The organism is Streptomyces sp. BF23-19, assembly GCF_041106355.1.
In the GTDB taxonomy this organism is placed as follows: Bacteria; Actinomycetota; Actinomycetes; order Streptomycetales; family Streptomycetaceae; genus Streptomyces; species Streptomyces virginiae_A.
This window is the reverse complement of record NZ_JBGBPT010000031.1, coordinates 25730-50172: the sequence shown is the minus strand read 5'-3', so window position 1 is coordinate 50172 and position 24443 is coordinate 25730. Positions and strand designations below refer to the sequence as shown.

At 72.6% G+C, this 24443-nt stretch carries 19 protein-coding genes and 2 pseudogenes; 10 read left to right on the top strand and 11 right to left on the bottom strand.

The window, feature by feature from the left end; translation table 11 throughout:
• The first annotated feature begins 43 nt into the window (after positions 1-43).
• Entirely contained in the window at positions 44-439 is a 396-nt protein-coding gene (locus AB8A24_RS19220) for a hypothetical protein (protein WP_328960071.1), read from the top strand.
• On the opposite strand, the gene AB8A24_RS19215 is transcribed toward AB8A24_RS19220, so the two are convergent.
• From AB8A24_RS19215 to AB8A24_RS19200, 4 genes are all read right to left on the bottom strand, one after another.
• Positions 390-1655, bottom strand: coding sequence for a trypsin-like peptidase domain-containing protein (locus AB8A24_RS19215; protein ID WP_369476791.1), 1266 nt, complete (start codon positions 1653-1655; stop codon positions 390-392). The genes AB8A24_RS19220 and AB8A24_RS19215 overlap by 50 nt on opposite strands.
• Before the next feature lie 12 nt (positions 1656-1667).
• On the bottom strand, positions 1668-3197 hold the full coding sequence (locus tag AB8A24_RS19210; protein ID WP_369476789.1) for an FAD-binding oxidoreductase: 1530 nt from the start codon (positions 3195-3197) through the stop codon (positions 1668-1670).
• Between the two features lie 370 nt (positions 3198-3567).
• Positions 3568-4221 carry a methyltransferase domain-containing protein gene (locus tag AB8A24_RS19205; RefSeq protein ID WP_328960068.1) on the bottom strand — a complete coding sequence of 218 codons (654 nt, stop codon included), beginning with the start codon at positions 4219-4221 and terminating at the stop codon, positions 3568-3570.
• 58 nt (positions 4222-4279) lie between these two features.
• A complete protein-coding gene (locus AB8A24_RS19200) occupies positions 4280-5800 on the bottom strand; it encodes an IucA/IucC family siderophore biosynthesis protein (RefSeq protein WP_328960067.1) in 1521 nt (506 codons plus the stop codon).
• 108 nt (positions 5801-5908) lie between these two features.
• On the opposite strand from AB8A24_RS19200, the gene AB8A24_RS19195 reads away from it, so the two are divergent.
• Positions 5909-7525, top strand: a complete 1617-nt coding sequence (locus AB8A24_RS19195; protein WP_369476787.1) for an IucA/IucC family siderophore biosynthesis protein — start codon at positions 5909-5911, stop codon at positions 7523-7525.
• A gap of 589 nt (positions 7526-8114) precedes the next feature.
• Here AB8A24_RS19195 and AB8A24_RS19190 read toward each other — a convergent pair.
• Positions 8115-8702, bottom strand: coding sequence for a hypothetical protein (locus AB8A24_RS19190; protein WP_369476785.1), 588 nt, complete (start codon positions 8700-8702; stop codon positions 8115-8117).
• Between the two features lie 276 nt (positions 8703-8978).
• Here AB8A24_RS19190 and AB8A24_RS19185 point away from each other — a divergent pair, with 276 nt between their 5' ends.
• Complete coding sequence (locus AB8A24_RS19185) at positions 8979-9812, top strand: PIG-L family deacetylase (RefSeq protein WP_328960063.1); 834 nt, start codon at positions 8979-8981, stop codon at positions 9810-9812.
• Positions 9813-9904: 92 nt separating this feature from the next.
• On the opposite strand, the gene AB8A24_RS19180 is transcribed toward AB8A24_RS19185, so the two are convergent.
• The 3 genes from AB8A24_RS19180 to AB8A24_RS19170 all read right to left on the bottom strand — a co-directional run bounded on the left by AB8A24_RS19180 (position 9905) and on the right by AB8A24_RS19170 (position 11903).
• The gene (locus AB8A24_RS19180; protein WP_328960062.1) at positions 9905-10759 is read right to left on the bottom strand and encodes an SDR family oxidoreductase; all 855 of its coding nucleotides are present in this window, start codon (positions 10757-10759) and stop codon (positions 9905-9907) included.
• A gap of 8 nt (positions 10760-10767) precedes the next feature.
• Positions 10768-11268 carry a hypothetical protein gene (locus AB8A24_RS19175; RefSeq protein WP_369476782.1) on the bottom strand — a complete coding sequence of 167 codons (501 nt, stop codon included), beginning with the start codon at positions 11266-11268 and terminating at the stop codon, positions 10768-10770.
• 116 nt (positions 11269-11384) lie between these two features.
• A complete protein-coding gene (locus AB8A24_RS19170; RefSeq protein WP_328960060.1) occupies positions 11385-11903 on the bottom strand; it encodes a MarR family transcriptional regulator in 519 nt (172 codons plus the stop codon).
• Positions 11904-12210: 307 nt separating this feature from the next.
• On the opposite strand from AB8A24_RS19170, the gene AB8A24_RS19165 reads away from it, so the two are divergent.
• From AB8A24_RS19165 to AB8A24_RS19155, 3 genes are all read left to right on the top strand, one after another.
• Complete coding sequence (locus AB8A24_RS19165) at positions 12211-13026, top strand: winged helix-turn-helix domain-containing protein (RefSeq protein WP_328960059.1); 816 nt, start codon at positions 12211-12213, stop codon at positions 13024-13026.
• Between the two features lie 386 nt (positions 13027-13412).
• The gene (locus AB8A24_RS19160) at positions 13413-14474 is read left to right on the top strand and encodes a glycine betaine/L-proline ABC transporter ATP-binding protein (RefSeq protein ID WP_266479951.1); all 1062 of its coding nucleotides are present in this window, start codon (positions 13413-13415) and stop codon (positions 14472-14474) included.
• Positions 14474-16267, top strand: a complete 1794-nt coding sequence (locus AB8A24_RS19155; protein ID WP_328960057.1) for an ABC transporter permease/substrate binding protein — start codon at positions 14474-14476, stop codon at positions 16265-16267. Before AB8A24_RS19160 ends, AB8A24_RS19155 begins: the two co-directional genes overlap by 1 nt.
• 168 nt (positions 16268-16435) lie before the next feature.
• On the opposite strand, the gene AB8A24_RS19150 is transcribed toward AB8A24_RS19155, so the two are convergent.
• Positions 16436-18640, bottom strand: a complete 2205-nt coding sequence (locus tag AB8A24_RS19150; protein WP_369476779.1) for an MMPL family transporter — start codon at positions 18638-18640, stop codon at positions 16436-16438.
• Between the two features lie 286 nt (positions 18641-18926).
• On the opposite strand from AB8A24_RS19150, the gene AB8A24_RS19145 reads away from it, so the two are divergent.
• The 4 genes and pseudogenes from AB8A24_RS19145 to AB8A24_RS19130 form a co-directional block, all read left to right on the top strand.
• Complete coding sequence (locus AB8A24_RS19145; RefSeq protein WP_369476777.1) at positions 18927-20156, top strand: sensor histidine kinase; 1230 nt, start codon at positions 18927-18929, stop codon at positions 20154-20156.
• The gene (locus AB8A24_RS19140) at positions 20153-20821 is read left to right on the top strand and encodes a response regulator transcription factor (protein WP_328960054.1); all 669 of its coding nucleotides are present in this window, start codon (positions 20153-20155) and stop codon (positions 20819-20821) included. Before AB8A24_RS19145 ends, AB8A24_RS19140 begins: the two co-directional genes overlap by 4 nt.
• A 143-nt stretch (positions 20822-20964) precedes the next feature.
• On the top strand, positions 20965-22107 hold the full coding sequence (locus tag AB8A24_RS19135; RefSeq protein ID WP_369476775.1) for a S1 RNA-binding domain-containing protein: 1143 nt from the start codon (positions 20965-20967) through the stop codon (positions 22105-22107).
• 85 nt (positions 22108-22192) lie between these two features.
• A pseudogene (locus tag AB8A24_RS19130) lies at positions 22193-22420 on the top strand (ATP-binding protein); the annotation flags it as partial.
• A 288-nt stretch (positions 22421-22708) separates the two neighbouring features.
• Here AB8A24_RS19130 and AB8A24_RS19125 read toward each other — a convergent pair.
• Positions 22709-23674 carry a hypothetical protein gene (locus AB8A24_RS19125; protein WP_328965766.1) on the bottom strand — a complete coding sequence of 322 codons (966 nt, stop codon included), beginning with the start codon at positions 23672-23674 and terminating at the stop codon, positions 22709-22711.
• A 425-nt stretch (positions 23675-24099) separates the two neighbouring features.
• A pseudogene (locus AB8A24_RS19120) lies at positions 24100-24252 on the bottom strand (transposase); the annotation flags it as partial.
• Positions 24253-24443 lie beyond the last annotated feature (191 nt).

Sequence of the window (24443 nt, the reverse complement as noted above, 5' to 3'; positions counted from 1 at the left end):
CCGCCCGTACGCACCCCGGGCGGCATCGGCTCGTTGTCCCGGCATGGAACTGCCGACCATCGCGGCGCCGGGCGTCGGTGAACGGGCCGACGCCGTGGCCGATGCCGCCTGCCACCTCTACGACACCATCGCCCCCCGCGGAACCGGCGCGCCCGGCGGGTGGAGCCGGACCGCCGCCGAGGACGCCGCCGAGGCGATCGAGACCACCGCCCACGCCCTCGCCTCCGTCGACCCGGGCGCCGAGGTGGTCCTCGCGCCCGTCCACGCGGCCCTCGCCGACCTGCGCCGCCGGCTCGGCCTCGCACCCGCCGACGGGCTGAACGGCGACGGGCTCCCGGCGACGCCGCGTACGGTCGGCAACCCGCGCCGCACCCGGTGGGTGCGGGTGCTCACCGCCCCGCCTTCGCCCCGGCAACCGCCTTCTCGTACAACTTCCTGATGTCCGCGCCGAAGTAGGAGCTGTACGAGGTGTCGGCCTTGTCCCCGCCGGTCTTCCAGCCGCCGATGACCCCCACCACGTCACCGGTCCCGGTACGCGCGTCGTAGCGGGTCAGGAACGGGCCACCGCTGGTCCCGCCGGGATAGCCGGTGCAGTTGATGCGCAGGAACGACCCCGGGATCCGCGCGTCGGCGCTGGTGAACTTCGTCGTCCGGTTGACGCACACGCGGGGCCGGGCGGCGGAGGCCGGGTGACCGATCAACGTGACCCGCGCCTGCGCGTAACCGGCGCCGGTCACCAGCCGGTTCCCGCCGACCACGGCCTCCACCGGGAAGCCGCGGGTGTTCGGACCGACCTGGGCGAAGGCCACGTCGAGGGCGGCCGCGCGGTCGACGCCCTGGGAGCGGTAGCGCGGGTCGATCCAGATCTTCGAGTGCCCGCCCGCGTCCCGCAGGACCGGGAACATGCCGTACGGCTGCGGCTTCGCCCGCGTGTACTGCGGTACGAAGGCCACCTGCTGGGTGTCGGAGCCGAGCAGGCAGTGCCCCGCGCTGAGCACCAGGTTGCGGCCGGGGGAGGAGACCACGCTCGCGGTGCAGAAGTAGGCCCCGCCGCCCTTGACGAGGAACATTCGGCCGGCGACCGGGATGCCGTCGAAGTTCTGCCCGATGCCGGGGGTGAGGGCGGGCAGCGGGGGAACGGCCGCGCGCGCCGGTGCCGGAAGCGGAGCCGGGGTCGGGGGCGCCGGCGCGCGGGTGGGCGTGGGAGCGGCGGTGGCGGCCGGCGTGGGAGCGGCGGTGGTGGCCGGCGTGGGGGCGGTCGCGGGCGTGGGCGCGGGTGTGGCGGTCGGGGGCACGGACGGCAGCGGCAGCCCGGTCGCCGCGGGGGGCGGCGTGGCGACCGGGATCTCCGCGGCCGGCTCGACGGGTTCGGTGGGCTGGACGGGCTCGACGGGCTCGACGGGTTCCGCGGGTTCGGCCGGCTCCGGCGGTTCGGGCAGTTCGGGCGGCGCGGGATCGACGCGGTCGGGCGGCGCGGGGGGCAACGGGGCTGCGGAGGCCATCCGTTCCGCGGTCCAGAAGGACTGCGCCTCACGCGCCGACCAACGGCCGACGGCCACCGGGGCGGTGCCGCCCACGGCCCCGGCCACGGGCAGCGGCCCTGCCGGCACCAGCAGGGCGGCCACCACCGCGGCCATCGTCAACGTACGTCGCATGCCGGACACTCCCTAAACGGCCTGGGGGAATCGGAAGAGCCGGTCCGGGTCGTGGACACGCCGGACCTCCTGCAGGCGCGCGAGGTTCGGGCCGTAGTAGGCCTCGCGCCAGCCGGTGAGCTTCGGGTCGATGTAGTTCTGGTAGGCGCGGCCGCCCACCCAGGGGCGCAGGTCCTGCCAGAGCCCGTCGAGCCAGCCCTGGTGCCGGGCCACCTCGGCGGCCGGTGCGGACTCGGGCCAGTAGGCCAGGTACTGGGCGAGGAAGAGGCTGTCGCGGTGCACGAAGGCGGTGGAGCCGGCCGGGACCCGGTTCACCGCGCCCCCGCAGACCCCGTCGAACTGCACCACGCCCAGGCCGCCCGGGGGAACGCCCGTGCCGTACCGCCGTACGGCGTTCAGGACCGCGGCGATCGCCGCGTCGGGCAACCCGCCGCCCGCCCAGAAGTCGGACCGGGCGGCGTACGAGTCCCGGCCGAGCCGTCCCTGCGGATCCCGGCCGGGCAGGGCGCCCGGCAGCCGGCACTGCGCGGAGCTCAGCTCGGGGCAGCCGGACATGGCCCGGACGGTGTCCTCGTGGCTGCGTACGGTGATCCAGCTGTCCCGCGGCGCCCCGCCGACCAGGTCGGACAGCCGGGTCAACTGCCGTTCCAGCTCCGGGCGCCCGTCGAGGCACACCACCCGCACCGCCGGTGCCGCCGCGGCTCCGGCACCCACCTCGACGGTGAACTCCACCTGGCTCCAGAAGGGGTCCGGCAGCCCGGCCAGCCAGCGCTGCCAGCCGCGTAGCACGGCCGCGGAGTCACCGCCGGGCCAGTGCAGTTCGGCGAAGGCGCACGCGCCGACCGGATGCGTGCGGAAGCGGAATTCGGTGACCACGCCGAAATTGCCGCCGCCCCCGCCGCGCAGCGCCCAGAACAGCTCCGGATCGCGCTCGGCGGAGACTTCGCGGACGATCCCGTCGGGGGTGACCACCCGGGCCCCGGTGAGCCGGTCGGCGGTGGTCCCGTAGGCCCGCGAGGACAGGCCCAGGCCGCCGCCGAGGGTGAGTCCGGCGATGCCGACGGAGGGGCACAGCCCGGTCGGGACGGACCGGCCGCGCCCGGCGAGGGCCGCGTGCACGTCCCCGAGCCGGGCGCCGGCGCCGACCCGTACGCCGCCGCCGCTGTCGCCGTCGCCCTCGACCGACACCGCGGCCATGGCTCCGGTGTCGACGACCAGCCCGGCGGATCGCGTGGACCAGCCGGCGTAGCTGTGCCCGCCGCCGCGCGGGACCACGGGCGCGCCGGTGCGGCGGGCGAAGTCCAGGCAGACGGCCACGTCCCCGGCGTGCGCGGGATAGGCCACCGCGGCCGGGGCGACGGTGTCGTACCGAGGCTGGAACAGCCGGCGGGCCTCCGGGTAGTCCGGCTCCCCGGGGAGCACCACGCGCCCGTCGATCCCGCGCGCCAGCGCACCGTAGTCCGGGGTCCGGGCCGCCGCCCCGACGGTGGCGAGGACGGCCGCGGCCGCGCTGCCCAGGACCTGGCGGCGATTGAGGCTCATACCTCCTTCCTGCCACCGCCCGGGCCGATAGCCGTGCAGGCGGGTCCCACACGCACCGGGGTGCCCCCTGAACGGCGCACAGCCGAAACGGTTCGGCTTGTCCTATCGCCGTACCGCGCATCCGTACCGCGATCGCCGGTGAACCGGGGGCCCGGCCCGCCGCCCCCGCGGCGGGTTGCCGAGCCCCGACAAGATCCGAAAGAGACGGCCTGGTGCTGTGGCCGGAAGGGTTTGCCGGGTCGCGGTGTCCGGTGCGGTGCATCGCAAGGCGGAGGGCCGCGGGCCGTACCGGACGTACTTCCGTGGTCCGACAACGCGGCGAGGTGCCGTACCGGGCGCCGTGACCCGGTGGACCTTTCCGGTCACAGCACTAGCTCTTGCGTGCCAACAGGAAGCCGTGGGGGGACCTCTCGTCGGGGCCGGGCTTGCGCACGAGCCGGGCCGCCTCCGTCAGTCCGGCCCCCGCCAGCAGGCCGGCGATCAGCTCCGGCGGTGTCCGGTACACGTCGAGGTCGACCGCATGCCCGTACGCGTGGTCCAGCCGGAACAGCTCGTCGCCCGCCATGAAGGCGACCAGCAGGTGGCCGCCCGGCGCCAACACCCGGGCGAACTCCGCGAACAGCGCAGGCAGCTCCGAGGGCGGGGTGTGCACGGTGGAGTACCAGGCCAGCACCCCGCCGAGGACCCCGTCGGCCACGTCCAGGGCCGCCATCGACCCCACCTCGAACCGCAGCCCCGGATACGTCCGGCGGGCCACCGCCACCATCGCCGGGGACAGGTCGACACCGAAGGCCCGTACGCCGAGCTCGTTCAGGTGCGCCGTCACCCGGCCCGGTCCGCAGCCCAGGTCGGCCACCGCCCGGCCCCCGCCGCCCGAGTCCTCGCGCACGTATTCGGCGAAGGCCGCCAACATGGCCCGATCCAGCGGCTTTCCGTCCAGTTCCGTGCTGAACAGCCGTGCGTAGTCGACGGCGACGGCGTCGTAGGACGCCCGTACGGAGCTGAGGTACGAGGTCTCTGTCATGCCCGTGAACAGTAGCCTCCGGAGCCCCTTCGAGGGGAGATCGACCGAGTGCTCCCGCTCACCCCCCGACCAGCGGATTGGGCAGTTCCGCCCACTGATCGCCCGGAACCCCGGGGCTCAGCCGCATCAAGGTGAGCGCCTTGGTCGGCAGCGGCCCGGTCAGCAGCGCCCCGGTGTCCGAGGTGGCCGGCAGCGCGGACACCTCCGCGAGGGCCTCGGCGAAGGCTCCGGCCGAGCCGGCCGTGGCCCCGAGCGCTCCCGTCAGCAGGGACCCGAACAGCTTGCGCCGCAGCACGCTCACGTCGTCGGTGACCAGCCTGCCTGACAGCGGCGGCACCGGCAGCCCGTGCCGGGCCAGCCGGGCCGGGCTGATCCGGATGTCGGCGAGGTCGCGGTAGACCAGCCGCAGCGGGGCGCCGTCGGCCGAGAGCACGACGAGGAGGTTCTGGCCGTGCGCCTCCAGCGCGACCCCGAGCTCCAGCACCCGCAGGCACACCGAGAGGGCGAGCCGGGCGAACTCGGCCCGCCAGGCCGTCGAGCGCGCCGGGCCGAAGGACGCCAGGGCCGCCACCGGAAGCACCCGCTCACCGGCGGCGGCGTCCGCGTACACCTCGGGCGGCTCACGCAGGACGGCCGCCAGGTCCGGGCTGTGCGCGGTCGTGGCGCCCAGGGTCCGGGTGATGTGCAGCCGGCCGTCGAGCCGTTCGGACAGGCCCTGGGCGAAGGCGGAGACGGCCGCCGCCGTCTCGATGGAGTAGACGGAGATGTCCCGCACGGACGAGGTCAGTCGGGCGCTCAGCGCGGTCTTCACGTGCGCCCCGCCGTCGGCGGGAGCCAGGGTGCGCAGGGCCATCAGCGGATGCGCCGCGAAACCGGCGGCGCCCGGCCGCACCCGCTCGTGCTTCAGGACGTGCGCCGCCTGCCACGGGTGCACCGGGACCAGGACGCGTCCCGCGTCCCGCAGCTCCTGTGGCCAGTCGCCGGTGACCAGGCATTCCTCGGCCCGTACGGCGACCAGCCCGAGCTCCACCACCGGGCGGTGCTCGGGCGCGTACGCCAGCTGCTCGGCCACCGAGAAACCGGGCCGGGACCGGCAGTTCGGGTGGTAGGGGTGTCCGTCGACCACCCGCTGCTCCCACTCCCAGGTGGTCCGCGGGGCCGGGTCCTCCCCGGTGGGCCGACCTGCCCGCGACAGCGCGAGGGAGGCGGTGCAGGCGTCCAGCTCGGCGGCGAACTGCTCCCCGTGCGGCACCCCGAGGGCCGTCACCAACCGCGCGGCCTGCCGGTGGGGCCTGCCGTCGAGCAGCAGCTCGCTCACGTAGGGCTCGGTCGCGTACGGATCCGGCAGCGGGCCCTCCAGCCGGGCGCCCCCGGCCAGCAGCAGCGCCAGGCCGTCGGGCGCCTGCTCGCGGCCCACGACCCAGGGCAGCGGTTCGAAGGCCAGGGCCCGCCACAGCCGGGTCAGCACGGCCGCCCGGGCACCGTCGAGCGCGGCGGCGTACGAGGAGCCGAGCGACGGGCGTACGTCGGCCAGTTCGGCGGCCACGGCCTCTTCGGCCGGGGAGGGGGAAAGGTGCATGCTGAGGCTCCGGCATCGGAATATCGCTTTACGGGATGATCAAGTAATGATTGCGGATACCGAAGATCACGACCGGTGGTTGCGCACCGCGAACCCCCGGCGCACCGGATGGACCGAATGGAATCAGTGGACCTCAACGCCGCCGCCGACGCGTACGCCGCCGCCCCGCTCCTGAACTGCCTGCTCAGGGAAGCGGCCGAACCCGCCGGGGGAGACGGGGCGGGCTCGGGGACCGACCTGCGCGTCCACCGGCTGCGCGGCAGCGGACGGCTGCTCCGGGTGCGCGGCGGACGCCTGCCCGAACACCCCGAACTGCGTGCGGCGGACGGCTGGCATCCACTCAGCCACACCGAACTGGCCAAACTCGTCTCCGACGAACTGGGCCGGTTCACCGGTGTCCCCAACGACGAGCTCCCCGTCGAGATCACCGACAGCCGCGACGCGATCGCCGCGCTGCTGGCCGCCCGGGCCGCCACCGACCCCCCGGCCGACCCGTACCTGCTCTCCGAACAGTCCCTGGTGATGGGCCACCCGCACCACCCCGCCCCCAAGGCCCGCGGCGGAGCACCGGCCGGGAGCTGGTTGCCGTACGCGCCCGAGGCCCACGCCCGGTTCCCGCTGGTCTTCCTGGGGCTGCGCGAGGACCAGATCGCGCAGGAGGGCGGCCCGGCCGCCTCGGCCGCGATCGACGCCCTCGCCGACGCCCTCGACGGGCCGCGCGCTCCCGCCGGGTACCGGCTGCTGCCCGCCCACCCCTGGCAGCTCGACCTGGTCGGCGACCGGCCCGCCGTGCGCGAGGCCTTCGCCGACGGGCGACTGCTGCGGCTCGGCGCGAGCCGGCGGCCGGCCTGGCCGACCGCCTCGATCCGGACCCTGTACGTACCGGACGCGGCGGCCGACGTCTTCGTGAAGTTCAGCCTGGACGTGCGGATCACCAACGACGTGCGCCGACTGTGGCGCCACGACCTGCTGAAGCTGCGCCGTACCGACGCGGCCGTCGAGGCCGGATTCGCCGCGCTGCGCCGGACCGGGTCGGCCGCGGCCTGGCTCCCCGACCGTGGCTACCGCACCGCCGCCTTCGCCTTCGAGGAGCTCGCCGTCCTGGTCCGCGACGGCCTGCGCGCCCACACCGTGCCCGGGGCCACCCCACTGCTGGCCGCCGCGCTCGCCGAGGGCTACCCCGGGAGCCCGCCCACCGGGACCACCGACCCGCTCCGCTGGTGGCGGGCGTACCTGTGCCAGGTCGTACCGCCGGTGCTGGAGCTGTTCGCCCGGCACGGCATCGTGTTGGAGGCCCACCTCCAGAACACCCTGGTCGCCGTCGACGCGGACGGCCTGCCGGTGCAGGCACTCTTCCGGGACGCGGAAGGGGTCAAGCTGCCGGCGGACCTGCCGCGGGCGGATGCCTGGCAGCGCCTGGTCTACTGCCTGGTCGTCAACAACCTGATGGAGATCGCGGGAGCGCTGGCCGAACGGCATCCGGACATCGCGCCGCTCCTGTGGCCGGCCGCGCGGGAGGAGTTCCTGCGCTACGGGACCACCCGCGAGCTCCCCGAGATCGCGGAGCTGCTCGCCGCCGCGACCCTGCCGGGCAAGACCAACCTGCTGCTGCGCTGGACGCGGGCGGACGGAGCGGACGCCCGCTACCTCCCGCTGCCGAACCCGCTGCGCGGCCAGGGGGTGGCTCATCCGGATCCCGCCGGGCCCGCCGAACCCAAGACCTGAGGCACGGGCACGTGCACGACTCGTCGGACTCCTCGGCGTGGACCCGGTCAGCATCGACGATGCCACCACGCCGAATCCGGATCCGCCAGTGGCTCATGGTGCGTTCGCCTGAGCAGAACCAGGTCCAAACCCTCGACCCGCACCCGGAGTTCGGTGGCGGCCTTCGGCGGCAGGAGGAGCAGCGCTTCCTGCAGCCGGTCGCGAGCCCAGCCCTCGCCGCAGCAGGGGCAGGTGAACTCGGCCTCCCACTGCCTCCACCGGCGCTCGGTGCCGTGCACCCGCACGGACCATACGCTCAGCGCCACCGACACGACACCCGGGGACAATCGCTCCCGTTCGAGCACGCGGACGGCGGCATTCGCGGCCCCAGACAGGCCTGGGACATCGCGATACCGAACCCAGGGTCTGCTCCCACCGCGTACCCGAGGTCGGAGCGAAGCCGGTCTCTTACGCGGCACGGCCCCTTCGGAGGTAAGTCATGCAGGCATCCTCCCACAACCCGAGATCGACCGGCTCGGCGCGGAACGGCCCAGTGCGGGTCTCGGCGCCCGCTGACGGACCCCTGCCCCGTATGGTCCGTTCTCGGTTCTCAGTTGAAGACGTCCAGGACGTCCGGCCAGCATCCGCCCTGGTCGGCGGAGCGTACCCGCATCGGGCGCGGATCCGGGTAGGTTTCCGCCGAGGCCCTCGCGCGGACGACCTCCGGCCCGCCGCACGCCGCCACCGCGAAGTCGCCGAAGACCTTGGCGAACGCGGCCGGGTCGCGGAACTCCACGCCGTACGCCCGCCCGTCCCGAAGCGGCACCCACACCACCCGGTCGGACCGTCGCCACGTGGGCACCGGCTGGTCGTCCGCGGTCGACCGCCCCTCCAGCCACAGCCGTGCCACGTGCAGCAGGTTCACGTTCTCCATGGACAGCCGCTTGCGCCGCACACGTAGTTCATGGGTGGTGAGCGCGACCTTCTGGTCCTTCCTCGTATTCCAGCTGATGCCGATCCCGAACGGGCCCCACAGCACGATTCCGATCACCGGCCAGATCACAGCGTTGCTCCACGATCGCAGGAGCGCGCCGTCCAGGAGGCACAAGGCCCCGAAGACCAGGGCCCACTTCGCCGTCATCCGCCAGAATCCGCTGCCCTGCCGGTACAGGACCCGCTGCTTTGTCGTCATTGCCATGCCCGCACGCTATCCGCAGCCGTCCCACCTCCCCGAAGGCCGTCCGTCGTGGGGAGGGGCCGGGTACGGGTACGGGGCCGAGGCGGCCGATGCCCAGGTGAACCGAGCAGCCGCGCCGGGAACAGCGGGTCCGGCCGGCATCGTTGCATCGACCGGGGGTCCGGCACCGCGGGGCGGGAACGATGTCGTCCGCCCCGGCACGATCCGGCCTCCCGGGATCGCGGAACGCCCTCCGCGCACTCGGACCGACATATCTCTTCGCAGGAGGACTTCTTCATGACCGACCGGCCCCTGACGCTCATGGCAGTGCATGCCCACCCCGACGACGAGGCCACCGGAACCGGAGGAGTCCTTGCGCGGTACGCGGCAGAGGGCATCCGCACGGTTCTCGTGACGTGTACCGACGGCGGTTGTGGTGACGGGCCGGGGGGTGTCAAGCCGGGTGATCCCGGGCACGACCCGGCGGCCGTCGCCCTGATGCGCCGACAGGAACTCGAGGCGAGCTGTGAGGTCCTGAGCATCGGTGACCTGGAGCTGCTGGACTATGCCGACTCCGGAATGATGGGCTGGCCGAGCAACGACGCTCCCGGATCCTTCTGGAAGACCCCCGTGGAGGAAGGCGCTGCCCGACTCGCGGCCCTCATGCGGCACTACCGGCCCGATGTGGTCGTCACCTATGACGAGAACGGCTTCTACGGCCACCCCGATCACATCCAGGCCCACCGCATCACGATGGCGGCGCTGGAGATGACCGAGCTGACACCGAAGGTGTACTGGACGACGATGCCGCGCTCGGCGATGGAGCGGTTCGGCAAGATCATGCGCGAGTTCGGTGAGGACATGCCGGAGCCGGATCCTGCCGAGGCCGCCGCGCTGGCCGACATCGGCCTCCCCGACGATGAGATCTCCACGTGGGTGGACACCACCGCGTTCAGCGGCCAGAAGTTCGACGCGCTGGCCGCCCACGCCAGTCAGGGCGAGAACATCTTCTTCCTCAGGATGGGCAAGGAGAGGTTCGGCGAGCTGATGGGCATGGAGACTTTCGTCAAGGTCCAGGACCCCACCGGCGCGGCCGTACCCGAGAACGATCTCTTCGCCGGCCTGCGCTGACCTGACCTGACCTGCGCTGACCCGACCCGAACCGACCCTCCGGCCGGGGGGCCCGGGCTCGATCCCGCCGCGTTCCGCCCCCGCCACGCGCCCTACCGGCGGAAGTGGGCCCGGTGCTCCTGGAGGAAGGCGTCCAGGGTGCGGGGCGGGCGGCCCAGGACGTCGAAGACCGTGGTGGTGGGGATCTCGGGTCGGGTGACGGCGAGTTGCTGGATCTCCGTCACGTGGTCGGCGAGCCAGGCGGGCATGTGGGCCTCGCGGATGAGGTTGTCCCGCAGTTCGGCCGGTGTGAGGTCGACGTAGCGGATCGGACGGCCGGTCAGGGCGGACAGCCGTACGGCGAGGTCGGGGTAGGAGACGGCTTCGGGCCCGGTCAGCGTGTAGGTGCGGCCGGCGATATCCGGCCTGGTGAGGGCGGCGGCGGCGACGTCGCCGATGTCGCGGCAGTCGACGTAGTTGCAGGGCGCGTCACCCGTCGTGCCGAGGATGAGGCCCTGGGCGACGGCGGGGGCCAGGCGCAGCAGGTTCTGCGTGAACGCGTAGGGGCGTAGGACGGTGTGGGGGAGGCCTGTGGCCCGCAGGTGTTCCTCGACGGCGTGGTGTCCGCGGGAGACGGCGACGGGGGAGTCGGGTTCGGCGGCGGGTGCGGAGATCTTGACGATGTGTCCGACGCCGGCGTGGGTGGCGATGTCGATGACACGGGTTTCGAGTTCGACCTGTGCGGGGCCGTTGGCCATGGCGAGGAAGAGCTGGTCGGCGCCCTCGAAGGCGGCGCGCAGGGAGTGGGGGTCGGTGGCGTCGGCGTACCGGACCTCGACGGGCGGTCGGTGCGTACCGGTGGCGCCGGGTATCGGGGTGTGCGGGGTGCGGGTCAGCGCGCGGACGGGTACGCCGAGCGTGCGGAGGCTGTGGAGCAGGGCGTTCCCGGTCGCTCCGGTCGCTCCCATGACAACGATCATCGTGTGCTCATTTCTTGGTGACGTGCCGGCGACACCGTGGTGGTGCCGCGCCAGCGCAGGGTGACGATGGTGGTGGCGAGGGCCGCCGAGACGGGCAGGTCCACGCGCAGGCGCTCCAGCCACGGGGCGGCCGGTATCGGGGTGTGGGCGGGCAGCCACTGGGCGGCGAACCATCCCAGCAGGGCGGCCGTGCCGACCGTGCTGAGGACGAGTACGGCGGTCAGGACGCCGCGCGGCGTGGTGAGGGTCCACCGTCGGGGCCGTCCGCCGCGCCGCAGCCAGCAGCCGACCAGGAACGCCACCACGGCGGAGGTGCCGGCGATGGAGGTGCAGGCGGCCACGGCCAGGTCCCGCTGCCCGGTGACGATCCCGGCCGTGCCGGCCATCAGTGCGGGGGCGGCGTAGGCGGTCAGCACCTCACGCCAGAGGCGGAACGGTCCGGGCGGCCGGGGGACCGTTCGGTCGCGGCGGCCGGTTCTGTGCTTCGTTGCGGGCATGCCGGTCTCTTTCTCGGTCGGATGCGGGAGGCGAGATAATTAGGGGGCTAACTATTACTCCGCGAAAAGCGGCCCTGCTGTGGGGCGGGGCCGAAATGGCTGTGGGTCGGGTCGGGTCAGTCCGTGGTCAGGGCCGTGCTGCCGCGCACCACGCGGGCGAGCAGGTCCAGGAACACCGCGCGCTCCTCGACGGAAAGCCCGCCCACCATCGCTTCGAGCCGCCCGAAATGCTCGGGCGCCATGTCGCGCAGGCGTTGCGATCCGCGCGCGGTGAGGACGGCCACCGTGCCCCGGCCGTCCTCCGTGGACGGGCGGCGGGCGATCAGGCCCTCGCGTTCGAGGCCGTCCAGCAGGCCGGTGACCGTGGCCCTGGAGACGCCGAGGTCGACCGCGAGGTGCGAGGGGGACTTCTCCCCGCCGTGGTCCTCGAGGTCGGCGAGCAGGCGGTAGCGCCCCGTCGACAGGCCGAACCTGGCGAAGTGCGCCTCGGCCGCCCGGCCGACCCGCGCGCCCGCCGAGATCAGCCGCACCGCGACCAGCACCGCCTGGGGATCGACATCCAGGCCGTAATGCTCGACCTGTCGTCTGGCCTGCTCCGGTGTGGGTGCCTCGTCGTCGATGCCGTCCCTCGTCATGAAAGTAATATGGCGGCTAACCACTTGGCGTGTCAAGGCGTTCCGGCGCGAGCCCCGGTGTCCTCGGGTTCTTGCGTGCAACTTCCGCCAGTTCTCCGGGGATCCGCTCCGTCGGCGGTCGCGCGCGATCGGTCATGACAGGGCCGCTCCACGTTCTGTCGGCCGTCTCGAGGGGGCGCGCGGGCGCGGGTGGGAAATCGGCCAAGCCGGGGCCCGTGCCGCGATCTGCCTCACTGAAAGGTATAGACCAATGCTAGGTTGGTCGGGCAGACCGCGCAGTCCTTGACCACCCGTCAGAGGAGAAGCCATGCCCTCCCCTTCGCGGGGCGGCGGCCAGGCCGCCATGCCCAAGTATCAGCGGATCGCCGCAGCGCTGCGCCGCGATCTCGACCGCGCCGCACACACCCCCGGCGGCAGACTGCCGTCCGAACGCAGCCTCGCCGCCCGCTACCAGGTCAACCGGCAGACCATCAGGGCGGCCCTCCAGCACCTGCGCGAGGACGGCCTCGTCGTCACCGGCCGCCGAGGCACCCGCCCCGCCGTCCCCGTCGTCGCCGCCGTCCCGGCCATCGTCGCGGTCCCGGTCGTCCCGGTCGTCGCGGCCGTCTCCGGAGTCCCGGCCGCGGCGCCCTCCGCCGGTCCCGCGCCGACCCGCAGCTGGGCCACCTACGTCACCGTCCCGCCGTCCCTCGGCACGCTCCTCGGCATGGCCGGCGGAGACCGCACCCTGGTCCATCACCACCGCGAACGCGGACCGGCCGGTGAGACCCTCCGGGACGCCGTCACCTACTTCAGCCCCGGGGTCGTCGCGCGGAGTCCGGAGCTGGCGGCTCTGCGGAACCGGACGGCGACGACGAGCGCCCACGAGCAGGACCTGACCGCACTGCACCGCTGGCTCGACCGCGCCACCGCGGGCGGCAGGGTCGCCGAGACCCTCACCATGACCCGCGTCACCCACCCCCGGGCCACCGCCCCGGCCTGCGGGCTGACCGTACGCCGCACCCTGCACGACAGCTCCGGCCGCCTGCTGACCGTCACCGACCTGGCCTTTCCCACCTGGGACCGGCTCACCTTCCACCGTGACCGCCGCGACCACGCGACCACCGGTTTCCGCATCACGTGACGGCCGGACCGTCCGGACCGGCCGGACCCGCACTGTGGCCTCGGCCACACCCCGGGCGGCGGTGTGCCGGGCCCGGCGGCCGGGCCGCCCGCCGGATTCCGGTCCCAACTCCGCCCCGGGGGAAGGGCGTACCGGACCGCAGCCGTCCGCGGCCTCCCGATCCGGCGCGCGGATCCGCGTACCGGGGGCCCCGTACTCCGTAAGTGAGGAGGATCACCCCGGCGTTTGCTCAGGTGAATGCAGGGCATCGGCGCTGCTGGAGCGGAACCATGCCCTCCGGCCGATCGCGCCGGAGGGCATGGCGCACACGGGCAGATCCCGTCCCGCTCCACGGCCCCGCCGGCCCGCCGGTGCGCGCCGTACTTGGTACGACCCGTGAGGTGTATGTGTCCACGCTCCAGGCCGAGCACGTCTACAAGGTGTTCGGGAGGCGCCCCGCCGACAGCGCAGCCGCCGTCCGTGCGCTCGAAAACGGCGCAGGCCGCGACGAGTTGCGCGCCGACGGGACCACCGCCGCCGTGATCGACGCCTCCTTCGACGTCCAGCCGGGCCAGATCTTCGTCGTCATGGGTCTGTCGGGTTCCGGCAAGTCCACGCTGCTGCGCATGCTGAACGGCCTGCTGGAACCCACCGCGGGACGCATCCTCTTCGGCGGCCAGGACCTCACCCGGCTGAGCCCGAGCGAGCTGCGCCACGTACGGTCCACGAAGATCTCCATGGTCTTCCAGCACTTCGCGCTGTTCCCGCACCGCAACGTGCTGGAGAACGCCGGTTACGGGCTCGAGGTGCAGGGCGTGCCCCGCCCCGAGCGCGAGCGGCGCGCTGCCGAGGCCCTGGCCCTGTGCGGGCTCGAAGGCTGGGAGAAGTCCTGGCCCGACGAGCTCTCCGGCGGCATGCAGCAGCGGGTCGGCCTCGCCCGGGCCCTGGCCACCGACGCCGACCTCCTGCTGATGGACGAGTCCTTCAGCGCACTGGACCCGCTGATCCGCCGCGACATGCAGGACCAGCTGCTGGAACTCCAGAAGCGCCTGAAGAAGACCATCGTCTTCATCACCCACGACCTCAACGAGGCCATGCGCCTCGGCGACGGCATCGCCGTCATGCGCGACGGCCGCATCGTCCAGCAGGGCACCGCCGAGGACATCCTCACCCGCCCCGCGGACGACTACGTCGCCTCCTTCATCCAGGACGTGGACCGCTCCCGGGTCCTGACGGCCGATGCCGTCATGGACGATCCGGAACCGGCCGCCGACGCCTGCGACTGCCCGACCGTCACCGCCGGGACCCCGCTCGCCGACCTGTGCGCCGTCAGTGCCCGGGTTCCGCACGCGGTCGCCGTCACCGGTGCGGACGGCGCCGTCATCGGCTCCGTACCCCAGGACCGCCTCATCGCCTTCATCGGCGACGAGCAACGGCCCCCGATGTACTGCGCGGAGGTGGCCGCCTGATGCCCCGCCTCCCTCTCGGCAACTGGGTCGACAGCGGAGTCGACTTCCTCCAGAGCCACCTCTCCTGGCTGTTCGAGGCCATCAGCTCGCTCGTCAGCGGCCTCTACGACGGCATCGACGCCGTCCTCTCCGCCCCCGCCCCGCTGCTCTTCGCGGGCATCCTCGCCGTCGCCGCCTGGTGGCTGCGCGGTCTACTGGCGGGCCTGCTCGCCTTCGCGGGCTTCGCGCTGGTCGACTCCCTCGGCCTGTGGGAGGACGCCATGTCCACCCTGTCCCTGGTCCTGGTCGCCACACTCGTCACCCTGGCGTTCGCGATCCCGCTCGGTATCTGGGCCTCCAGATCCGACCGGGTGAGCGCCCTCCTGCGGCCGGTCCTGGACTTCATGCAGACCATGCCGGCCATGGTCTACCTGATCCCCGGCATCATCTTCTTCGGGGTGGGCGTGGTGCCCGGCATCATCGCCACCATCATCTTCTCGCTGCCCCCGGGCGTCCGGATGACCGAGCTCGGCATCCGCCAGGTCGACGGGGAACTCGTCGAGGCCGCGGAGGCCTTCGGCACCAGCCCGCGCGACACCCTCGTACGCGTCCAGCTCCCGCTGGCCCTGCCCACCGTCATGGCGGGCGTCAACCAGGTCATCATGCTGGGCCTGTCCATGGTCGTCATCGCCGGCATGGTCGGCGGCGGCGGACTCGGCGGCGCCGTCTACAAGGCCATCGGTAACGTCGACATCGGCCTCGGTTTCGAGGCGGGCGTCTCCATCGTCATCCTCGCCATGTACCTGGACCGGATGACCGGGGCGCTCGGCCGGCACGTCTCCCCGATCGGCCGTCGTACGCTCGCCAAGGCGCGGGCCGCCGCCACCGGCGCCGCCAAACTGTGGAACCACCGCCCCCAGCCCGCGTACGCGATCAGCGGCGCCGTGGTGCTCGCGCTCGTCGCGGGCGGCCTGAACACCTTCGGCGGTTCCACCGCCGAGGACGGCCCGGCCGGGGCCGCGAACATCGGCAAGGGGCGCACCCTCTCCGTCGGCTACATCCCGTGGGACGAAGGCATCGCCTCCACCTTCCTGTGGAAGGAGCTCCTGGAGCGCCGCGGCTACAAGGTCGACGCCCGCCAGCTGGAGGCCGGGGCCCTGTACACCGGCCTGGCCGGCGGCCAGCTCGACTTCCAGACCGACTCCTGGCTCCCCGTCACCCACGCCCAGTACTGGGAGAAGTACGGGAACAAGCTGGAGGACCTCGGCTCCTGGTACGGCCCCACCTCGCTGGAGCTGTCCGTGCCCTCCTACATGAAGGACGTGCGCTCGCTCGCCGACCTCAAGGGCAAGGCGGATCGGTTCAAGGGACGGATCATCGGCATCGAGCCGAGCGCGGGCGAGATGTCGATCCTCAAGGACAAGGTCCTGAAGGACTACGGCCTCGACGGCGAGTACAAGGTCGTCGACGGCTCCACGCCCGGCATGCTCGCCGAGCTGAAGCGGGCCTACGAGAAGAAGGAGCCCGTCGCGGTCGTGCTGTGGTCCCCGCACTGGGCGTACTCCTCCTACGAGCTGACCAAGCTCGAGGACCCCAAGGGGGCCTGGGGCAAGGGCGACGGGATCCACACCCTGGCCCGCAAGGGCTTCGCGGAGGATGAGCCGAAGGTCGCCGAATGGCTGAAGTCATTCAAGCTCACCGAGGAGCAGCTGACCGGCCTGGAAGCGAAGATCCAGGAGACCGGCAAGGGCAAGGAGCAGCAGGCGGTCCGCGCCTGGCTCCAGGACCACCCCGAGATCGACCGGCTCGCCTGACACTGTGCCGGGCAGCCGGGCATACAGGTAGCCGGGCATACAGGCCCCGAGGCATCCGGCAGGCCGGACGGCCGAAGGTCGCCCGGCGACGATGGCGCCGCCGCACGCAGGACCCGTACCGTCGTACGGTCCTTCGCGCGGCGGCGCCTTCGCGCTGTCCGGGGCGGATCAGCCGACCAGCACCCGGTCCGGGGTCCGCGGCGCGTCCGCGTCGGCCTCCCGCGTGCGGTGGCGCGGGCGCACCGGCCACCACATGGACCGGCCGAGGAGGGTGGACAGCGCGGGCACCAGCACGATCGACAGGACGAAGGCGGAGAGCATGATTCCGAGGGCCGTCGCGAAACCGATCTGTTGGGTGGACGGGGCGGGGGTCACGGCCAGGCTGCCGAAGGAGGCGGCCAGCACCAGGCCCGCCGTGGCGATGGCGGGCGCCGTGTGCCGGACGGCGCGGCCCACCGCGGCGCGGGCCGGACCCGGCCGGGCCATCTCCTCCCGGATCCGGTCGCTCATCAGGATGTTGTAGTCGGTGCCCAGCGCGACCACGAACAGGAAGAGCACCAGCGGCAGGGTGAAATCCACCCCGGGCCGGTCCAGCGCGTGCTGGAACACCAGGGTCGATGCGCCGAGGGTCGCGGCGAAGCCCAGCCCGACCGAGGCCAGCAGGATCACCGGCGCCAGCAGACTGCGCAGCAGGGCGAGCAGGATCAGCGCGATCAGCGCGGCCGCCACCGGGAAGACCACCCGCAGGTCCTTGTCCACCGCGGTCGCGATATCGGCGAACACCGCAGCCGTGCCGCCCACATGCGCCTCCGTACCGGCGGGGGTGTGTGCCAGGACCGCGGCCCGGATCGGACCCGTCACCAGATCACGTGCCTCCTGCCGCTGCGGATCGGCGGTCAGGAACAGGTCGATCCGGGCCGCCCGGCGGTCCTCGGTCAGTACCGTCTCGGCGACCTGGCCCACGCCGCCGACCCCGGCGAGCGCCTCGGACAGTCCGCCGAGGCGTTCGACGGTCAGGGCGACGCCGTCGGAAGCGGTGACGAAGACACTGGTCGGGTCCGACACCCCGGCCGGCAGAGCGCGGGAGATCTCGGCCGCGGTGGCCACGGCGGCGGTCCGCTCGCCGCCGCCACCGCTCTGCCCGTAGTCCATGCGCATCCCCACGACCCCGGCGGCCAGCGTGCCGAGAAGCGCCACCGAGGCCAGGACCAGCGTGAACGGCCGGCACGCCACCCGGTCGCCCATGCGCGCGGCGGACCCCGCACGGGGCTCGCGCTTCAAGGACCGGGAGGGCCAGAACATCTTGCGGCCGGTGACCGCCAGCAGGGCCGGCATCAGGGTCAGGCTGCCCAGCAGCATCACCAGCACGGACAGCGCGATGGCCGGCCCGAGGACCCGGAACTGGCCGAAGGAGGCGACCCCGAGCGTGGCGAACGCGGCGACGATGGTCAGGGCCGCGGAGGTGATGGCCGTACCGACCCGCCCGGCGACCTGGGCGGCCGCCTCGCGCCCGGACTGCTCGGGGTGTTGGCGCAGTTGCTCCCGGAAGCGGAAGAGGAGGAACAGGAAGTAGTCGATGCCGATACCCATCAGCACCACACTGATCAGACTCGGTGTGGACTCGGACAGTCCGATGCCGGTCAGCAGCGCGGCGCCGACCACCGCGCCCGCCGCGGCGCCCCCGATGACGCTGACGGCGAGCAGCGGCAGCAGGGCCGCCGCCAGGCTGCGGAAGACGAGTACGTGCAACAGGACGATGACCGCGAGCATGGCGATGCCGACGACCGTCGAGCGGGTCTTCTCGGCTTCCGTCGCGTCCACGCGGTCGGCGATCCCGCCGGTGAAGCCGGTACGCAGGCCCTCCTCCGCCCAGGCGGCCCGGGCCGAGTCCCGGAAGGCCCGGTAGGTGTCCTGGACCCCGGGATCGGCCGGGTTGCCGGTCAGTTCGACGGACAGCAGCCGGAAGGAGCGGTCGGGCGCCGTCATGGCCGGGGCGACCCGGGGGACCTGCGAGTGGTCCTGGGCGAGCGGCATCGTCTCCTCGGTCCTGGGCATGACGACACGCCTCTGCGACAACCGCGCGGCCTGCGCGTCGATGCGCTGCTCGTCGGCGGCGCTGAGCTGAGCCTCGTCCGACCGGGCCACCAATACGGTCAGGAGGTTGGCGTCCGGCTTCGCCCCGAACCGCTCCTCGGCGATCTTCAGAGCGGCCGCCGAGTCGTACTGCGCCGGCAGGAACCCGGCGTTGCCGGTCTGGACGGCGCGGAAGACGAACGCCTGGCCCAGGACAGCGGCGGCCATTCCCAGGACCGCCCACAGGGCGATCACCTTCCACGGACTTCTCGTCGAGAATCCGGTCAGGGCGCGGATCACATTTCCTCCGGTCTGTGCGGTGCCGGCCAGGGGTTCCCGGCCTGACTCCAGACCATCAGGGGCGAGCGGGCGAAACGTCAGGTCGGGGGAGGATCCGCCCCCCGGGACCAGGGTCCGGCCGGCCCCGCCGACCAGGACTCCGGTCCTGGTCCGACGCCCTACCGCGGTCGGGCGGTACGGGGGAGCCCCGGTGCCAGAATGGGTCTCGACCACCGGGGAACAGGACCGGCGGCACGGGGGCGGGCACGGACACGGCATGGGTGTGGGGACGGGCAGGGGCGGGGTCATGAGTACGGGTGCGGGTGCGGGTGCGGGTGCGAGTCCGGGTGCGGGCTCGGTCGAGGGCGCGGAGAGCGAAGGGGACCGGGGCCACTGGACGCGCAACGACGCGCTCGTCGCGGTGGCGGCGGCTGCCGCCGACCTCGTCGGCTTCTCCTTGAGCACGCTCACCGAGGGCGGCACCCTCAGTGTCACCGCGACGGTCCTGCTGGTGGTCTCGGCGATGACCCTGCTGGCCCGGCGCGCCCGCCCGCTGCCCGTACTGGCGGCGATCCTGGCCGTAGGGATCCTCATCAACCTGGCGGCACCGCAGTCCCCGCACTTCACCCTCAGCCTGACGATCGCCCTCTACACGGTGGCCCGGACGCACCGGCCCGCCGTCATCGTGACGGCCGCGGCCGCATCGGCGGTGCTCGCCTCCGCCGGGCAGAGCGGATGGCCGCTCCCCTTCGGCTGGTGGGGACTGGCCGGAAGCGCCACCGCGGCCCTCATCACCGTCGCGGCGGCCCGCGTGGTCGAACGCCGGCAGCGGGAGGCCGCCGCCCACCGGACACGGCTCGCCGACCGGGCCGTGGCCGACGAACGCCGCCGGATCGCGCGCGAACTGCACGACATCGTCGCCCACCACATCACCACCATGCAGCTGATGGCCGGCGGGGCGCGGGCCAACCTGGCGCACGACCCCGAGGTGTCCCGGGAGGCGCTGGTCACCCTGGAGGACTCCGGACGCATGGCACTGCGCGAGATGCGCCAACTCCTCGACGTGCTACGGGCCGGGGAGGAGCCGGAGCAGACCCCACCGGCCCCGCAGCCCGGTACGGACGATCTCGGCCGGATCATCACCGAGTCCCGGCTGGCCGGTACGGAGACCGAGTTCACCGTGGACGGGCCCGCCCGCCCGCTCCCGCCCACCGTGGGCCTCACCGTCTTCCGGATCGTCCAGGAGGCCCTGACCAACACCCGCAAACACGCGGGCCGGGCGCGGGCCCACGTACGGCTCACGTACCACGCCGACGAGGTGGGCGTGGAGGTGCGTGACGACGGAGCGGGAGCGCAGGCGTCGCCCGCACGCCCCACCGCACGCTCCGGATACGGTCTGATCGGCATGCACGAGCGGGTCGCCCTGCAGGGCGGAACCCTGGAGGGCGCCGCGCTCGCCGGCGGCGGATTCCGGGTGGCGGCCCGGATCCCTCTCCCGGTCCAAGACGCCTTCCACAGAGAGGTTCCGCACGCATGATCCGTGTACTCATCGCCGACGACCAGCCGCTGGTCCGGCGCGGCCTGGCCCTGATCCTGGGTCCCGACCCGGACTTCGAGGTCGTGGGCGAGGCCGAGGACGGGGCCCGGGCGGTGGCCCTCGCCCATGAACTACGGCCCGACGTGGTCGTCATGGACATCCGGATGCCGGTCATGGACGGGGTCAAGGCCACCGAGGAACTCGCGCGCACGCTCCCCGGGACGCGCGTCCTGGCCCTCAGCACCTTCGACATGGACGAGTACGTGGTCGCCGCCCTGCGCGCGGGCGCCTACGGCTTCCTGCCCAAGGACATCTCCCCGGAGGAGCTGATCGCCGCGGTCCGCATCGTCCACACCGGCGAGGCGGCCGTCGCGCCGCGGCTGCTCAGCCGGCTCCTCTCCGCCTACGTACGGACCCCCGAGCGGCCGCGGTCGTGGGCGGCCGAGACCCCTGCCGAACTCACCCCGCGCGAGCTGGAGATCTGGCGGCTCATGGCCACCGGCCGGGGCAACGCCGAGATCGCCGCGGAACTGGACATCAGCGTCTCCACGGTCAAGAACCACATCACCGGCATCTTCGGCAAGCTGGGCGTCCGCGACCGCGCGCAAGCGGTGATCGCGGCGTACGAATCGGGCCTGGTGGAGGCCGGCAGTGGGAGCGGTTGATCACCAAGTGCCCGTAAGAGGACCGGATTCCTCCTGCTGACCGCACCTCTGACCAGCCGGAACACTGGACGATCCGCCCATGCGCACCCGGGCCCGTCCATGGCACAGTGCGATCAGCCCAACCGCACGACCAGGGAGCCTCCATGCGCGATCCGCACACCACGCCGCTCACGGCCGCCCCCGACTGCCTGCCGGACCCCGGCCCGCTGCCCCGCTGCCCGGTGTGCGCGGACGACCCGGAACGCATCTCCTGGCGCCAGCGCCCGGGGCGGCCGGTGACCCTGGTCTTCGACCCCTGCGGCCACCGCTGGTCCTCCCCGGCCCCTCCGATCCTGGCGGTCACCCCCACCGCCCCCGGACATCTTCTAGTTCGGGCGGGGCCGCCACACGTAGGAGCGGTTGAAGCCGTAGTGGAGTCCGGTCTCGGCATCGAAGGTCTGGCCGGAGCGTCGGACGATGAGGATTCCCGGAGGTTCTTGGCTGCACTTCAGGTCGGCGACCTCTGCAGCGGAACTGTGGCCGAGGTATCTCGAGGGGTATCGGTGACCTTGGACGGCTTCGCCGCCCGTCCGCTGGGGTTTGTGGGACCGCTGGACCTGTCCTGGGGTCAGGGGCCGGTTGCAGTGGTGGAGGTGGGCCAACGGATCACCTCCGAGGTGACCTCCATCGACCTGGATCAGGGTCGAGCACGGCTTTCCAGAGCCGCCATGGAGCACCCCGAGCTCTGGGCGTTCCTGAAATCCCTCCGCGTCGGCGAGATGCTTTCGGGCAAGATCGCGTCAATCGAGCGGTTCGGCATCTTTGTGGCGTTGGACGACGGCCCTGAGCACCCGGTCTTCCCCGGCGTCGGGTTCATCACGATCCCCGAGCTGTCCTGGCGACGCTTCGAGACAGCTTCGGACGTCGTTCAGGTGGGACAACGCGTTTCGTGCGAGTTCCTCCAGTTCGACACATGGAACGGGGAAGCCAGGCTGTCCTTGCGGGCAACGCAGCCTGACCCTTTCCAGGCATTCGCCGAGGGCACCATGGTGGGGCAGACCCTGCGGGGACGGGTCACCAAGCTGGTCCCGTTCGGCGTCTTCGTCCAGGTCACGCCCGACATCGAGGGCCTGGTCCATCTGCAGGAGCTCACCTGGACGCCTGTCGAGGCTCCAGAGACGGTGGTCCAAGTCGGCGACAAGATCACGGTCGTTGTCACAGAGGTCGACCGAGAGCGACGCAGGCTGGCGCTCTCCCGACGACAGGCCTCTGCGACTCGAGTGCCCCGGCACCCGCGGCGCCCATGAGAAGGGCGGAGTCGAGGGCCAGATCGGCTGGTTCCGCCGCAGCCACCTTGTCCCCGTTCCTGAAGTTGACGCGCTCGCCGACGGGCTGGGCTACGTCGAACTCGATCGCCGCGGCGCTGAACTGCTTTTCCAGGTCCTGACCGAGCGCGAGAAGAAGAACAGCGTCGCCGTCGCTTCCAACGAGTCTTTCTCCGGCTGGACCGATACCTTCACCGGCCCTGGCCTCTGCGCGGCCATCGCCGACCGCCTCACCTTCGGTGGCAACATGATCGAGCTCGGCACCGGCGCCTACCACCTCGCCACTACCCGAGCGACAGGCAATCGCCTGAGCTGTCGAGGTTCAGATGTGGGCCTGGATTTGCTTCACCCGGATGGCCGAGGTGATCCGTCAGCGCCGTCAGCTCGTCCTCGCTGAACCAGAGGCGGTCGGGATTCCGGATGGCGATCTCGATGCGGGCGCATCCATACGGCCAGTTGTAATCCAGCACATCCAGAGTGGTTGATCCGCCACAACACGGGACATCGATCGCGAGCGGGGTGAACCCGTCGTCGCGGTGAGCCTCAAGGAGGTCGCGTAGCGGTGACCGCCCGGTCCGTCGGGTCAGGAGGGCCGGCGAATCGCGTTGCCCGGCGTCGTGCGGGCGAGCCAGGTCTGTGTCTCGTCCGCGGTCAGGAGGCGGGTCAGCTCGGCTGTGCCCGGGAGGTGTGGGAAGAATCGGTCGGCGTTCCAGCTGCGCTGGTAGGTCGGCTCGTCGAGCACGAGCAGGCGGCGTCCCTCCACCACGGGGATGTCGTCGGGCAGCCCCTCGTTCCAGATTCGCTCGCCGTCCGGGGCGAGGAGTTCGAAGGCCCCGGTCGCGACGGCCTGGGTCCGTCCCTGTGCCGGCTCGGGGTCCGTGGCCAGGCGGACGCTCTCTGCCGAAGGCCTGGTACCAGGGATGTAGCCGCCGCCGATGAGGACGTGGGCGAGCAGTGTGTGCAACTGGAAGTTGTCCCCGATGCCGCCGATGCGTATCTCGAACCCGGTCCCGGTGGGCCTGTGCAGCACCACGAGGGGCTCGTCATCCAGAACGGCGAGCGCGTAGGCCAGGCATTTGAGGTCGTGCCGCTCCAGGGCCGCCAGGTCGCGGCAGATGGGAAGGAGCGCGGATGCGTGCCGGCGGCGCACCTCGGCGCTGCGGCACAGCACGGCCAGCGCGGACGGCTGCCACTGTTCGACCGCGCACCAGGCCAGCGCCAGCTGCGTGGCCTCGCGCACGTCGCCGCCCAAGCGGGCCAGCAGGGCGTCGTCAATGATCTTCTCGTCCGGCTCCGGCAGTTCGTCCTCGGCTGCGCCGGTGGCGGTGCAGCGGCGGGCGAACTCGAGGGCGTCGAGCAGGTCCCGGTGGACGCCATCGAGGATCGGTTCGCCGCAGGCCACGGGATCGGCCCCACGCTCGACGCAGAAGCCGGCCGCCATCGCGAGCATCGGCCGCGGACCGGTGGGCGGGAAGGCGGGGAGCAGTGCCGCCAGCCGGGGCCCTGCCAGGACACGTTCTGCGTCCGACGCCGACTGCACACCGTTCATCATGGCGGTGAAGGCACGCTCAGTGCGGTCGCCATCGCGAGTGGCAACCGCCTCTTGCAGTTCGGACACAGTGGCGGTGAGGCCCGACGCCTTCCGCTTCCTCTTGAAGATCACCAGCACACCTTAGGCCTGAGGTCAGTCCGGCGTCATCAAGCCAGGACCCTCCAAACCTCTCGGACCGGCATCTGCAGGCGCAACCGGGTTCTCACCAGGAGCGATCTTCAGCTCGCGGTCGTCGTGCTCGATCCGCCACCCGGCTTCCTGACTCCCCGCTCCGGTTCCCGGCCGCCGTTCCTCCGGTGGCCGTCGGCATCCCGAGACGGAGGGCGAGGGCACGTGCCGGCCCGGCCTCCCGCAGCGGTCCGACCACGAAGATCCACCTCGTCGCCGACGGTCGTTGCCGGCGCCGGGGGCAGTGCACGTCATCAGCGGGTTGCACGTCGGTGACAGATGAGGGCTGCGGCTATGCCGACGAAGGCGAGGAAGTGTTCGGCCTCGCGTTCATAGCGGCGGTGGAGTCGGTGGCAGCCGGCGAGCCAGGACACGGTCCTTTCGACGACCCATCGGTGGCAGCCGAGTCCGGCCCCAGTGCCCCGTTCCGGCCTGCCTGGTCAGCTCCAGGCCCGGGTGTCGAGCGGGGCTTGCGATTGCCGTACGGGCAGTACGGCGGCCGGACCTTTCGGGCTTTGTCCGAGGCTCTTCGGGACGATGGTCAGGCGGCCGACAGGTTCGCGGAGAATGTCGGCGGCGCCGATTGGCGCAGGGTCAC

What these genes read in the sequence shown, in the direction of transcription:
- AB8A24_RS19155 (WP_328960057.1), top strand. Translation starts at nt 14,474, where the DNA reads ATGCCCCGCCTCCCTCTCGGCAACTGGGTCGACAGCGGAGTCGACTTC.
- AB8A24_RS19135 (WP_369476775.1), top strand. Translation starts at nt 20,965, where the DNA reads ATGCGCGATCCGCACACCACGCCGCTCACGGCCGCCCCCGACTGCCTG.
- AB8A24_RS19170 (WP_328960060.1), bottom strand. Translation starts at nt 11,903, where the DNA reads ATGACGAGGGACGGCATCGACGACGAGGCACCCACACCGGAGCAGGCC.
- AB8A24_RS19205 (WP_328960068.1), bottom strand. Translation starts at nt 4,221, where the DNA reads ATGACAGAGACCTCGTACCTCAGCTCCGTACGGGCGTCCTACGACGCC.
- AB8A24_RS19190 (WP_369476785.1), bottom strand. Translation starts at nt 8,702, where the DNA reads ATGGCAATGACGACAAAGCAGCGGGTCCTGTACCGGCAGGGCAGCGGA.
- AB8A24_RS19125 (WP_328965766.1), bottom strand. Translation starts at nt 23,674, where the DNA reads ATGAACGGTGTGCAGTCGGCGTCGGACGCAGAACGTGTCCTGGCAGGG.
- AB8A24_RS19145 (WP_369476777.1), top strand. Translation starts at nt 18,927, where the DNA reads ATGAGTACGGGTGCGGGTGCGGGTGCGGGTGCGAGTCCGGGTGCGGGC.
- AB8A24_RS19140 (WP_328960054.1), top strand. Translation starts at nt 20,153, where the DNA reads ATGATCCGTGTACTCATCGCCGACGACCAGCCGCTGGTCCGGCGCGGC.
- AB8A24_RS19180 (WP_328960062.1), bottom strand. Translation starts at nt 10,759, where the DNA reads ATGGGAGCGACCGGAGCGACCGGGAACGCCCTGCTCCACAGCCTCCGC.
- AB8A24_RS19195 (WP_369476787.1), top strand. Translation starts at nt 5,909, where the DNA reads ATGGACCGAATGGAATCAGTGGACCTCAACGCCGCCGCCGACGCGTAC.
- AB8A24_RS19210 (WP_369476789.1), bottom strand. Translation starts at nt 3,197, where the DNA reads ATGAGCCTCAATCGCCGCCAGGTCCTGGGCAGCGCGGCCGCGGCCGTC.
- AB8A24_RS19175 (WP_369476782.1), bottom strand. Translation starts at nt 11,268, where the DNA reads ATGCCCGCAACGAAGCACAGAACCGGCCGCCGCGACCGAACGGTCCCC.
- AB8A24_RS19215 (WP_369476791.1), bottom strand. Translation starts at nt 1,655, where the DNA reads ATGCGACGTACGTTGACGATGGCCGCGGTGGTGGCCGCCCTGCTGGTG.
- AB8A24_RS19165 (WP_328960059.1), top strand. Translation starts at nt 12,211, where the DNA reads ATGCCCTCCCCTTCGCGGGGCGGCGGCCAGGCCGCCATGCCCAAGTAT.
- AB8A24_RS19185 (WP_328960063.1), top strand. Translation starts at nt 8,979, where the DNA reads ATGACCGACCGGCCCCTGACGCTCATGGCAGTGCATGCCCACCCCGAC.
- AB8A24_RS19220 (WP_328960071.1), top strand. Translation starts at nt 44, where the DNA reads ATGGAACTGCCGACCATCGCGGCGCCGGGCGTCGGTGAACGGGCCGAC.
- AB8A24_RS19200 (WP_328960067.1), bottom strand. Translation starts at nt 5,800, where the DNA reads ATGCACCTTTCCCCCTCCCCGGCCGAAGAGGCCGTGGCCGCCGAACTG.